This is a genomic window from Levilactobacillus suantsaii (assembly GCF_014069315.1).
Classification (GTDB): domain Bacteria; phylum Bacillota; class Bacilli; order Lactobacillales; family Lactobacillaceae; genus Levilactobacillus; species Levilactobacillus suantsaii.
In genome coordinates, this window is sequence record NZ_CP059603.1 from 1,036,986 (window position 1) to 1,049,940 (window position 12,955).

General features: G+C 51.6%; 11 protein-coding genes. 10 read left to right on the plus strand and 1 reads right to left on the minus strand.

All coding sequences use genetic code 11. The annotated features are described in order from the left end of the window. Positions 1–148 precede the first annotated feature (148 nt). The 4 genes from H3M12_RS04780 (at position 149) to H3M12_RS04795 (ending at position 4,995) form a co-directional block, all read left to right on the plus strand. Positions 149–1,351 (plus strand): NAD(P)/FAD-dependent oxidoreductase, encoded by a 1,203-nt coding sequence (locus H3M12_RS04780; protein ID WP_129033105.1) that lies wholly within the window; start codon positions 149–151, stop codon positions 1,349–1,351. A 483-nt stretch (positions 1,352–1,834) separates the two neighbouring features. Continuing rightward, positions 1,835–2,401 (plus strand): TetR/AcrR family transcriptional regulator, encoded by a 567-nt coding sequence (locus H3M12_RS04785; RefSeq protein ID WP_129033104.1) that lies wholly within the window; start codon positions 1,835–1,837, stop codon positions 2,399–2,401. 250 nt (positions 2,402–2,651) lie between these two features. Next, positions 2,652–4,076 carry an NAD-dependent succinate-semialdehyde dehydrogenase gene (locus H3M12_RS04790; protein ID WP_129033103.1) on the plus strand — a complete coding sequence of 475 codons (1,425 nt, stop codon included), beginning with the start codon at positions 2,652–2,654 and terminating at the stop codon, positions 4,074–4,076. A gap of 169 nt (positions 4,077–4,245) precedes the next feature. Continuing rightward, on the plus strand, positions 4,246–4,995 hold the full coding sequence (locus H3M12_RS04795; protein WP_129033102.1) for a glucose 1-dehydrogenase: 750 nt from the start codon (positions 4,246–4,248) through the stop codon (positions 4,993–4,995). Between the two features lie 98 nt (positions 4,996–5,093). On the opposite strand, the gene H3M12_RS04800 is transcribed toward H3M12_RS04795, so the two are convergent. Then, positions 5,094–6,473, minus strand: a complete 1,380-nt coding sequence (locus H3M12_RS04800; protein ID WP_182150992.1) for an Nramp family divalent metal transporter — start codon at positions 6,471–6,473, stop codon at positions 5,094–5,096. Between the two features lie 351 nt (positions 6,474–6,824). Here H3M12_RS04800 and H3M12_RS04805 point away from each other — a divergent pair, with 351 nt between their 5' ends. The 6 genes from H3M12_RS04805 (at position 6,825) to H3M12_RS04830 (ending at position 12,907) form a co-directional block, all read left to right on the plus strand. Further along, positions 6,825–7,679, plus strand: coding sequence for a DegV family protein (locus tag H3M12_RS04805; RefSeq protein ID WP_129033100.1), 855 nt, complete (start codon positions 6,825–6,827; stop codon positions 7,677–7,679). Between the two features lie 462 nt (positions 7,680–8,141). Beyond that, positions 8,142–9,038, plus strand: a complete 897-nt coding sequence (locus tag H3M12_RS04810; RefSeq protein ID WP_129033099.1) for an alpha/beta hydrolase — start codon at positions 8,142–8,144, stop codon at positions 9,036–9,038. A 656-nt stretch (positions 9,039–9,694) separates the two neighbouring features. Further along, positions 9,695–11,101 carry an FAD-dependent oxidoreductase gene (locus H3M12_RS04815; protein ID WP_129033098.1) on the plus strand — a complete coding sequence of 469 codons (1,407 nt, stop codon included), beginning with the start codon at positions 9,695–9,697 and terminating at the stop codon, positions 11,099–11,101. Between the two features lie 231 nt (positions 11,102–11,332). Continuing rightward, the gene (trxA, locus tag H3M12_RS04820; protein WP_129033097.1) at positions 11,333–11,662 is read left to right on the plus strand and encodes a thioredoxin; all 330 of its coding nucleotides are present in this window, start codon (positions 11,333–11,335) and stop codon (positions 11,660–11,662) included. Then, entirely contained in the window at positions 11,659–11,922 is a 264-nt protein-coding gene (locus H3M12_RS04825) for a metal-sensitive transcriptional regulator (RefSeq protein WP_129033096.1), read from the plus strand. The genes trxA and H3M12_RS04825 overlap by 4 nt, the downstream gene beginning before the upstream one ends. 178 nt (positions 11,923–12,100) lie before the next feature. Further along, positions 12,101–12,907, plus strand: coding sequence for a hypothetical protein (locus H3M12_RS04830; RefSeq protein WP_129033095.1), 807 nt, complete (start codon positions 12,101–12,103; stop codon positions 12,905–12,907). The last annotated feature ends 48 nt before the right edge of the window (positions 12,908–12,955 follow it).

Sequence of the window (12,955 nt, forward strand, 5' to 3'; positions counted from 1 at the left end):
AGCCGTATAATGGAGCCAAAGCTCCCAGATGGACAGGTCGCCGTTTTAACGGGGGGACGCGCTGAAACGAAATGTAACCGGTTTAATTGCCGCGGATGCCAGGCCAGCCGTCGTGAGAGCATAACTTACTACAAAGGAGTCGTTTAATATGGCAACGATTTTAGTTCTAGGTGGCGGTTATGCGGGGATGCGGGCCGCAAAGTTCTTACAACGGGATATCCCGGTTGAGAACAAGATCATTTTGGTCGACAAATCCGGCACCCACACCGAAAAAACGAATATCCATGAAGTCGCCGCAGGAAACATCGCGTCCGATAAAATTACTTATGAAATCAACGATGTGCTTGGTAGTCGCATCGATTTCGTGCGCGATGAAGTCACGAACATTGACGTGGACCAAAAGCAGGTGACCTTGGCGACCCACGACCCGATCACATACGATTATTTGATCGTGGCGTTGGGATTTCAGTCCGAGACCTTTGGCTTGAAGGGCGCTGAAGATTACGCGTTACCGATGGATGATTTAGCCACGGCCGAAGCGGTCTATCAGCACATTGAAGCGAAGATCAAGGGTTACGCACAGAGCCAGGACCCTAACGATTTACGCATCGCTGTTTGTGGGGCAGGGTTCACCGGCATCGAATTACTGGGTGAATTAGCTCAGGCCGTCCCCAAGCTACAGACCGAATACAACACCCCAGCGATTCAGTTGATTTGCTTGGAACGCTCAGATAGTATCCTACCGATGTTCGATAAGTCGTTGGGGGATTACGCAATGCGCTTCATGAAAAAGCACGGCGTCGAAATGAAGCTTGGTGCCGCCATTGCTGAAATCAAGCCTGGTGCGGTGGTCTACACCGACGAAAACGACCAGGAACACGAAGTTCCGGCCAACACCATCATTTGGACCGTCGGCGTCAGTGGCTCACACGTAATGGCTGACTCTGGCTTCGACCAACGCCGTAACCGGGTCACGGTCGAAGCCGACCTGTCGTTAAAGGACCATCCTGAAGTTTACATCGTGGGCGACGTTGCCGCGGTGATGCCACCGGATGGCGACCGGCCGTACCCAACGACCGCGCAGATTGCGTTGGCGACGGGCGAACAAGCCGCCAAGAACGTTGCTTTCCAGGTCCACGGCAGCAAGCCACGGAAGTTCACGTACAAGTCTGACGGGACCGTGGCGTCGTTGAGTGACCGTGACGGGATCGGCGAGATTGGTAGCGGCAACCATAATGTCAAGGGGTATCCCGCTTCCGTGTTGAAGAAGGTCATTACCGACCGTTCCTTGCTGGAAAGTGCGCATCTGAGTACCCTATTTTCAAAGGGGCGGTTTGACCTCTATCATTAATCACGTGATTACCAAAAAAGCGGGTAAGTCTAGTGGCTTACCCGCTTTTAGCATGCTAAAATAAGATAGCGGTTGCAACCACGCGCTCTGGAGAACAGTTACTAGTTGCCGCAATCACGACCCAGGTTCCCCATTCATCCGTGGATGAATGAGGCTGAGCGTTTGGGTGTCCCGAGCTCAGAGCGGTCACGGGGCGGTCAAACGCTCAGCATGAATTCGGGAAAATAATTCCGGGGAGTGGCGTGTCCCCTTGAAATGGATTGCCCAATGGTCGGCCAGTTATGCTATAATTAGGCCTGTTCAGTAAATCGGTCATGTCATTTATATACATAACGAGTTAGCAGCTAACTAATCTTGGAGCCACCTCGTCACGGGTGGAAAGACACGACTACTCGAAGCACTTGCTTAGACCACCGACCGGTAAGGCACCGGGGCACAGCGTCTAACGCTAAAATTAGGGTACGGATGATTGGAGGTATCATGATGGCTGCATCAGAAACTAAGGAACGAATTGCGGAGTCCTTGGCTTCGTTGTTAAACCACAATACGTTTGACAAGATTACGGTTCGCGAAATTGCGGACGAAGCGGGCGTCCACCGAAAAACGTTTTATTACTATTTTGCGGATAAGTATGAATTGTTAGCATTTGTCTACCAACGATTCATCGTTGAGACCCCGCGCCGCGAAAAACCGGTCACACTCACTTTGGAGAACTGGCGACCGGAGACGATTCAACTCTTCGAACGCATTGCGGATCACGCGAAGCTATTTTTAAATGCCTACCCTTATGACGACGGGGTTTGGCGGCAGTCCACGAATGAATTTGTGGCGGCGCGACTTTCGATTTTACTCCACGCCATGCCAGAGTACCGGTACTTAAAAGAAGACGTGATTGATACGTCGGCGGAATTCATTGCCGCGGGTGCCATTGGCATCATCAATAAGTGGGCGAACGATAACTTCAAAGCGAGCCCCCGGACCGTGTTGGATCAGATTACCACGGCCAACCGATTATTCAACGGCATCTTAGACCGTTGGAAGTTAAGCTAAGTCATTGGCAGAGACCTAGGCGTAAGCCCAGGCCTTTTTTGTTTGCCCACTTATTGAGATGTGACGGCATTTGTAAACAAGAATGGTTAAAATTTACAACTGCTTGATTGTGAAAGGCGGGTGTAAATAACCTGCAATTATTTCACAAGTAAAAATAATAGCGCTTCCAAATAAGTTATTGTATAGTGTACTCGTGTCATGAAAGGTATTGTGAAACGAAGTGCCGAGTCTTATGAGGAGGAAACACAAAATGGCATATCAAACGATTAATCCCTATACGAATGAACTGGTTAAAGAGTATCCTTTTGCGACGGACGACGAGATTGAAGAAGCGTTGAGTAAGACGTACGCGTTATACAAGAAGTGGCGTAATGATCCCGTTTCGACCCGGACGCCGGTACTCCACAAGTTAGCCCAAATCTTACGGGATGAAAAAGACCATTTCGCAAAGATTATGACGGTTGATATGGGGAAACTTTATGTGGAATCACAGGGTGAAGTTCTGCTATGTGCAGACATCGCGGAATACTATGCAGACCACGCTGAAGAATTCTTGCGGCCACGGCAGATTGCGTCAATCGCCGGGGATGCCCAACTGGAAAACCACCCATTAGGTGTCTTACTGGCCGTTGAACCTTGGAACTTCCCGTTCTACCAGATTATGCGGATCTTCGCGCCAAACTTTGCGATTGGCGATCCGATTATTCTGAAGCACGCGGCGATTACGCCAGGGTCCGCTTTAGCCTTTGAAGATGCTGTTCGGCGGGCCGGGGCACCAGATGGGTCCTTGGTCAACCTGTTCTTGAACTACGATCAGGTTTCCGATGTGATTGCGGACAAGCGGCTTCAAGGGGTTGCTTTGACCGGGTCCGAACGTGGCGGGACTTCCGTTGCGAGTGAAGCCGGCAAGAACTTGAAGAAGAGCACCATGGAACTTGGCGGGATCGATGCCTTTATCGTGGCGCACGATGCCGACATGGACGCAGTTAACGATATCGCCCCACGGGCCCGGTTATACAACGCAGGTCAAGTCTGCACCTCGTCCAAGCGCTTCATCGTCACGGAAAACCATTACGATGAATTTCTAGCAGAATTGAAGAAGTCCTTTGCGGCCGTTAAATTAGGTGACCCAATGGATCCAAACACCACCTTGGCACCTATGAACTCGAAGAAAGCTAAGGAAAAGCTGCAGAAGCAAGTTGACGACGCCGTTGCTGGTGGCGCAACGCTGGCCTTTGAACATGATCCAGTGGACAGCGACGGGCAATTCTTCCTGCCAACGATCTTAACGGACATCAAGAAGGATAACCCAATGTACGGCAAGGAAATGTTCGGTCCGGTGGCCCAGGTCTACAAGGTCAAGGACGACGATGAAGCCGTTGAATTGGCTAACGACGCCGACTACGGTTTAGGTGGAATCGTCTTTGCCGGGACGGCTGAACACGGGGCTGAATTAGCTTCCCGTATCGAAACCGGTCAAGTTTACGTCAACACCTTCTTCAGTTCCTTACCAGAACTCGAATTTGGTGGGGTCAAGAACTCCGGCTACGGCCGTGAACTTGGCCAGACCGGGTTGACCAGCTTCGTCAATCAAGAATTGGTCGTTAAGCGCGACAAGCCAAACACCAATGAATTTGGTGGGTTGGTCCTGCCATTCCACTTACACGAAAATTAACTTAAATTGGCTTAACTCAGAAAAGTCGCGGAGCCGTGATGGTGACGCGGCTTTTTTGTAGGCTTTAGGCGCCCTGAGGTTGGTTGCCCCTGAACCATAAGTGGCAGTAATTAATTCCGTTTTGTGAACTGTTATGCTAATCTTAGACCTAAGAAAGGGTGATTTTGAGATGACAAAACGGTTAGACGGAAAAGTCGCCATCATTACGGGTGGCGTTGCCGGGATCGGCTTGGGCATTGCTGAATGCTACGTGCGTGAAGGCGCCAAAGTCGTACTAACGGCCAACCATAACGTTGACGGGGGCCACGCGGCCGTCGCCAAGTTGGGCGATGACGTGAGCCTCTTTGTGCAACAGGACGTGGCTAAAGAAGCGGACTGGCAGAAAGTCATTGACGCGACCATCGATAAATTCGGTAAGCTCGACATTCTAGTGAACAACGCCGGAATCGGTGGCATGAGCCCGATTATCGAAGACCTCTCCTTAGCCGATTGGCAACGGACGATTGACGTTAATTTGACGGCCAATTTCTTAGGTGAAAAGTATGGGATTAAAGCCATGCAAAAGACCAACGACGCTAAGGGGTCGATCATCAACGTGTCCTCTGTGGCTGGTTTAGTCGGGTTGCCGACCGCACCGGCGTATTCGGCCAGCAAGGGTGGGACCCGTATGCTGACCCACGCCACGGCCTTGAACCTAGCACACCGGGGTATCGATATCCGGGTCAACTCAGTTCATCCTGGCTGGATCGACACGGCAATCGTGCCAGCCGAAGCCAAGGAACAACTCACTAAGACCGTTCCGGTCGGCCATATGGGCGAACCCAAGGATATCGGTGAAATCTGCGTTTACCTGGGTAGCGATGAATCCAAGTTTGCTAACGGCGCTGAATTCACGGTCGACGGTGCCCAACGCGCTTAATTGCCACCACAACTCATGCGAAAACAAAACGAGCTGGACCAAGAAAAGTCTTGGTTCAACTCGTTTTTTAGTGGTTATCAGTTTGGTTAGGGCCGAGCCTAACCGGTGATTCCTAAGGTGTTTAAGATCAAGTAAACGTTAAGCACGATTAGAATGACCGTTACAATCCAGGCCACGTAGGTGACCCAGCTGCGGTTGGCAAACTCTCCCATGAGTTGCCGGTTACTCGTGAAGCGGACCAGCGGCACCATGGCAAAGGGCAACGCGATACTTAAGAAGACCTGCGAAAGGGTCAGCAGATTTTCAATTTTAGCTTCGTTACCGTGGTAGTAGATGGCAAAAGCCAACACTGGGGTCACGGAGATCAGCCGGGTCAGTAAACGTTGGGCCCACAGTGGCATCTTCAACTTGATGAAGCCTTCCATGATGATTTGCCCGGCCAAGGTCCCAGTGATAGTTGAACTTTGTCCGGATGCTAATAGGGCTAAAGCGAACAACATACTTAAGATGGGACTGGCGATAGCACCGACGATTTGATTATTGCCTAACGCGTAGTAGAGGTCAACGAACCGTCCCAGGTCGCTGTTGGTCCCGTAGAACAGGGCCGCCCCCAGGATTAGCAAGAGACTGTTGACCACGAAGGCTACGGTGAGCTGGAGGTTCGAATCAATCGTGGTGAAGCGAATCGCTTGGGCTACGCTCCGCCGGTCTTCCCGGTCAAAGTTCCGGGTTTGCGAGATGGAGGACCCCAGGTACAGGTCATGGGGCATCACGGTGGCCCCAACGATCCCGAGGGAGAGGTAGAGCATCCCGTGGTTGGTCACCACGTGGCTGGACGGCAAATAGCCCTTCAAGACGGCCCCCATCTGTGGTTGCGAGAGAATGACTTCGTAAAGGAACACGAAGAGGATGACGGCGACCAGGGTGGCCACGATGGCCTCGATTTTGCGAAAGCCCAGGCGCATCAACACTAATAAGAGCAAAACATCTGCCGCAGTAATCAGGATACCGACGATAAGGGGAAAACCGAAAAGCAATTCCAAAGCAATCCCGGACCCGATGATCTCGGCAATATCGGTGGCCACGATGGCTGCTTCGGTGATGATCCAAAGGAGAATCCCGCTGACTTTCCCGGTGCGTTCCCGGGTCAATTGCGCCAGGTCCTTCCCAGTCACAATCCCTAAGCGCGCCGACATGGCTTGCAGGAGCATGGCAATCAGACTCGACATTAAGATGACGGTCAGTAACGTGTAGCGGTAGGTCGCCCCACCACTGATGGACGTAATCCAGTTGCCGGGGTCCATGTACCCCACGGCGATCAAAGCACCGGGACCGGTGTAAGCCATTAAAGTCCGCCAGAATCCCGCATTCTTGGGGACGCTGACACTACTGTTGACTTCATCGAGACTCTTTTGTTGCTGGTCAGTCGAAGCTAAGAGGTGGTGCTTGGTGGTTGACTTGGTTTGGTGATTTGCCATAAGCTCACTCCTTTCAAACGCCTGGCAGAAGCATCGAGAAGGGAAATTAATGGCTTTTATAAGGTGAAACGCCTAAACTAAGGTGCATATTCTGCCAGGCCACTCGCCAGTATAACGAGATAGCGCGAGATGTCAACCATGGCGCCCCAACATAAAGCCGAGAGTTAAACCGTTCTCACCATGAATGGTTGGGCAAAACTGGGGCAGGCTAGATTAATTAGACGAATTGTTTTGAGATAAGTTAGATGATATAATCTAACAGCTAAAATCATCTGGTTTTCAAAACTAGATGATTGCGTTATAATCATGATAATAAATGCTAGCCATACTTTAGAAACGAGGGAGTTACTCATGCCAGCAGAGAAAATTGCTATACTTGTTGATTCGTGTTCCGATGTGCCCACGGAAGTCTTAGAGGCCGCCGACATGGCGCTTGCCCCGATGAACGTGATCTTCCGGGACCGGGTCTATGAGGACCGGGTCACCATTACCCCAGCCGAATTTTATCGCCGCCAGGCCACCGAAAAGGCCAGCACGTCGAGCCCGACCGGGAAGCGCATCGTGGAAGCCTACCAACGCATCGAGGCGTCAGGCTATACCCATGTTATCGCCGTTAGTATTTCGGCGGCCCTCTCGGGAACTTACCAAGAAATGCAACTTTTAGCCGAAGACACCCCACTCACGGTTCACGTGGTCAACACCCGGAGTGTCGGAATCGGGAGTGGCTTTGCGGCCATCTATGCCGCTCAATTACGCGAACAAGGACAATCCTTTGACCAGATTGTGACGGAAGTCGAACGGGTCGCAGCGCAAAGTAACGTCTTCTTTTATGTGCCCAGCTTAAAGTACTTGCAAGCCGGCGGTCGAATCGGTCGGGTCGCGGGGATGGCGGGGACGCTGTTAAACATTAAACCGATCATCTCCTGTGATGACGATGGGGTCTACTACCCGATTGCTAAGGTGCGTGGGGAGAAACGGACGCTGAGCAAGCTGGTGGCGTTAGTCGGTCAGATGATTGGCTCGGCTAAACAAGTCAGTGGCGCCGTGGTCGACGGGGCCAACCCCAATCTGCGCGAGACCATGTTAGCCCGCTTAAAGACCGAATTCCCACAAGTCAGTGAATGGTACGCCGGCGATGTGTCCCCGGCATTGGGCGTCCACACCGGTCCCGGCTTGATCGGGATTGGTGTCCAGATTCGTGATTAAAAAGAAACCACGGTGAGCAAATGTGCTGCCGTGGTTTGAGGGGGGTACGAGCAGAGGCAAAGACTTTGGGGGAGTGCTAAGTTCCGCTCGTAAGAATAATAAGAATTTGGTACAACTCAGCTAACAACGCTACGGCTGTTAACTTGACTGTAGTGTAACCCCGATAGATGATTGGGCGCAATTGATTGGTTCAATAAATATATTAATAATTAAGTGAGCTTTACTTGTGGGTCTTACAAGTTGAAGCCTTATACCAAAGATGGTAGGAAACCGCCGGGCCGAAGGCAATGTTGTTGTCTTCGACCCGGCGGTTTTGCCACTTAATAATTAACTAAGGATAAGAAAATCACCTGACAAACTTGTGCCTAGCCGTATAATGAACTTAGGCGTACTATTGAAGTCCTACATTTAACATAGCGGACATTTTTTAGGCGTGAGTCTGGTTCAGGAGGGAACGAGTCAATGGATTTAAGTTTAGTCGAATTAGCAGTGATTTCGGGTGCGACCAGTGCGCTTGGACGGTTGCGGACCCACCGTAAATTGGCCCGCTGGCAACGCCAACAACCGCAAGCGACCCCGCAAATCCCCACAATCTTCGTGCACGGGTTACGGGGGAGTTCTAAAACCATGCAGGCCATGCTGACGGCTGCGGTCGACTTTGGCTACCACCACGCCCTGACGATTCACGTGACCCACGCCGGCAAATTAAAAATTAGTGGGCACTGGGACAATACGGTGGCCCACCCGCTGATTCAGGTCACCTTCGGCAATAATCAGGCTCGGCTCTCCTTTCAGGTCCGGTGGTTGCACGAAATCATGATCTATCTGCGGGGCCAACACGGCGTCTTGGCCTATAACGCCGTGGGCCATTCTGCAGGAAGCGTCGCCTTGGTCGCCTACGCCGAAGCTTATAGCGCTAGTAACTGGTTGCCGAAATTAAAAAAACTAGTGACGATTGCCGGACCCTTTAATGGCGTGATTGGGATGAACGAAAGTCACAATACGAACTTTTTGACGGCCACTGGGCGGCCGAAGATCGTGTACCCCAAAAGTTTCTGGTTGCCGAGCTACGCGGACCTGTACCGGCAACGGCACCACTTTCCGACTGATGCGGCGGTGTTGAACATTTATGGCGATGTGAACGATGGGACCCATTCGGCCCGGTATATCTCCACGGCTTCGGCCCGGTCGTTACGCTACTTGTTGGGCACAATTCCCGCCAGCTTTCGCGAAGTTGGGTTTCATGGCGCGACGGCCGAACATAGTCGGCTGCACGACAACCCCCAGGTTCAACAATTGGTCTTTGCGTTTTTATTTGCGGGCCGCGATTTGCCGGTAGCTTCCCGGCTCTTGTCGTAAGTGCGATAGACTGCTGCGGGTAAACTTAAACGTAGTTAGCTGGCTTATAGGCACGACTAATGATTGTGAACTTATTTTACAGTATATTTTATCAAATGGGTGCTGGTCCAACTTTAACGCGAAAAATAGCGTGCACAAAAAAACACCGAACAACATGCGGATTGTCCGGTGCTCTAGGAATCAGAGTTTAAATCACTTTATTGGGGGGAGTGCTATTGTTGATTCCTGTTTGTCACAGTGTGAGGTCAGATCAATAGTTGAACTAACTAGGGACATCATAACTAGTAAATTAATTGTTTGCAAGTCAATTGTGACGCCTCGTAAAAAATGGCTAGTTCATTCCGCGCTAAAACTGTTATGCTTACCCATGATAGGCCCCAAACGTTGCGGGTGATTTAATCGGTTGAGCCACCGTTAATTGGGCAAAACCCATGTGTGGCGGGGGAAACCGTCTGACGCTTAGCCCCAAAAGCGTGGTTGGTCGGGGATCGACTGGCAAATAATCGGTGCGTTTTGCACCTTCTTCCGCCATTTTTTTACAATGTGTGAGGTTTTGGGTGTGAAGTGCCCTGATTTTAAGCCAAGTCGTTTATCTTTTGCTAACTTTCTAGTAGACTTCTGGTAGAGCTTCTTTTTTTCATTGTAGGAGGGTAAACATGAAAGTCATCATTGTTGGTAGTACGCATGCCGGGACAAATGCAGCACTACAAATTTTACGAGATCATCCGGAAACTGAGGTTACCATCTATGAGCGGCATACGGATGTTTCTTTCTTATCCTGCGGTATCTCATTATACTTAGACGGCCAGGTCAAGCACCTGGAAGACATGTTCTATTCGTCACCAGAGCAGTTGACGGCGTTGGGCGCGACCATCAAGACGCGCTTCAACGTGATGAAAATCGACTCTGAAGCTAAGACGTTGGAGGCCGTTAATATGGACTCCGGGGACATGATTCACGATACTTATGATAAATTAATCATGGCGACTGGTTCGACCGTAACGGTACCGCCCATCTTCGGCATCGACGAGGAGAAGGTCCTACTCTGCAAAAATTACGATCAGGCTAAGGCCATCTATGAGACGGCCAAGACCAATAAACGCATTGCCATTGTGGGGGCTGGTTACATCGGAACGGAACTGGCGGAAAGCTACGCCCGGACCAATCACGAGGTGTTGTTGTTGCAATCTCGCGATATCATTTTAAATCACTATGTCGATAAAAACTTTTCCGACCGCATCGTGCACATGTTGGAAGACAATGGGGTCGACGTGCACTTGAACGCACGGGTGACCTCTTTCACCAGCAACAAGCAGGGGGAACTGGTTATCGAAAGCACCCAGGGCGACTATACGGCTGATCTGGCCATCGTCTGCACCGGCTTCGTGCCGAACACCGAGTTGTTACGGGGTCAAGTCGATATGGACCGGCACGGTGCCATCATCATCAACGACTACGTCCAGACGTCGAATCCCGACATCTTCGCGTGCGGGGACGCTAGCGTGGTCAACTTCAATCCGACCGGTAAGCCGGCCTACACGCCATTGGCGACAAATGCGGTGCGGCAAGGGATGCTCGCCGGCATCAACGTCTTTGGCAACATTCAACCGTACATGGGGACCCAGGCGACCTCGGCGATGAGTATCTTTGGGTACACCTTGGCGTCGACCGGATTGACCCTCTACCATGCCAAGCGTAACGACTTCAACGCCGACATGGTCACCTTTGAGGGCACCTGGCGGCCAGCTTACATGCCATCGACGGATAGGTTGTCGATCAATCTGGTTTATGACCGGGACAGTCGGCGTGTCTTAGGCATGCAACTGTACAGTAAGCATGAAGTGGCCCAGTCGGCTAATGCGGTCTCCATCGCGATTCAAAATCAAAACACGATTGACGACTTGGCGTTCGTCGACATGTTGTTCCAACCGAACTTCGACGATACGTTCAATTATTTAAACCTGGTTGCCCAAATGGCGGTCGAAAAGGAAACGAAGCGGGGCAACCCACGGCCACGGGTGACCGCCAAAGCACGTCACCTGCCAACCGCGGATAAGGATTAGGGCTTAAGTCATTTAGGGCCCTGGCTAGTTGAAAGTTAAATCAATCATTCAAGCTTTGATAAGCTACCTGGACGGTTTAGGCCCGGGTGGCTTTTTACGTCGAAAATAAGGGGATTTGGTGAGACTAGCGCACTGTGTGCCGGGTAAAAGTGAGACGACGGTATAAAATCCTGGCCAAAGTATACCCCTGGGGGTATAATGAGCATAAACATGAATTGAGGGGGTTATAACATGCAAGCAATTAAAAGCGATGACTTCGAACACATTGGTGACGACACGGCCGTGACGGTCGTGGATTTCTGGGCGGACTGGTGTGGCCCATGTAAGATGCAAACACCGGTCTTAAAGGACTTAGACCAGGAGTACGGTGACCAGGTGAAGTTTGCGTCACTCGACGTCGATCAGAACCAGGAACTGGCCCAAGCGTTGGGAATCATGAGCATCCCGTCGTTGGTGGTCTTTAAGAACGGTAAGCCAACGGAAAAGGTCGTGGGCTACCACCCGAAAGCCGCGTTGAAGAAGTATCTGGACCAAAAGTTGACCGAGGTGCAGGCCTCATGAGCCAACCAACGGCGACCCGGTTAAAGAACCGGTTACGGCGTACGGACGGCCAGCTACAGGGGATTTTAAAAATGGTCGATGATGGCCGCGACTGTCAAGATATCTTGACACAACTGGCGGCCGTGCGGTCCAGCGTGGAGCGCATCATGGGCGTGGTCGTGGCGGAAAACGTGCGCGGCTGCATCGAAGATGATCAACTCACTGAAGCCCAGCAGGCCAAGCTAGCGGACGCCTTAACTCTAGTGGTCAAGAACCACTAACCGGCGTGATAACTGAAAATTTATGTGCGGGCCTCTCCAGAGCGTTTTTGGCTGGGGAGGCCCGTTTTTGTGTTTCGTTACGACCGGGATGCGGTGATTTTAGACATAACTTAGTGGCAATTTGAGGCTATTTTCCTTATCATAGGAACAGAACGCTTTAGAGAAGGGAGTGGCTGAAGTGGCGAAACATCCAGCCATCGCAACACAAAATGCGGCCTTGCGAGACCAACTCACGGCAAGCAACCGCGACTACTGGGACCGTCTGGTGGCTTTGCTGGCCAAGCAGCCCAAGCGGACCAGTGACCGACAATTACACGACTTATTAACGGGGCTTTTGATCGCCCAACAACGGGACGAACCCGCCAGTCAATTCTTTGGTGGGGAACCGGAAGATGCGGTCGAGACGTTACTGACAACGTTGTGGCCGCGTCCCTGGTGGTTAACGGCAGATTTGGGTTTTCCGTTTTTGCTGTTGACCATCGGCATCGTATTACCCACGGCTTTCTTACCGGCCGTGCCGTTACAAGCGCCATTACTAGCGGTCCAGTATGGGTTACTGATTGTTGCTCTAGCAATCGGTATCTGGCTGACACCGAAGTTCGCCTTCAAAGGGCAGATCGTCAGCTGGGGAATCATCGTATTGGTCTTGCTGGTGGCCTTGAATCTTGCGGCCCGCTGGGTCCCAACGGCCGGATTGATTTTTCTGACGCGTAAGGGCGGGACTGTTTTCCTACTGGCTTTTGCCGTTATCGTCACGGCCTTGATCGTGTGGGCCAAGAAACGTCGCACCGAGACCTGGTTACCAGCCCTCACGGCGGATTTGTGGATTACCATCTTGCTAGCCGTGATGGCGCGGGTCGCGCCGACGTCGGCACTGATGGTGACGACCACTGGCAGTATCCTGATTGCGATTGGCACGGTCATCGGGGATTTGAGTATCCTGATTATCGGCTGGCACATCTGGCAGACTCGCCAAGCAGATTAAGTGAAGTCAAATAGCGTCGCGGTTCCCTTCAAACGGGTAACCGCGACG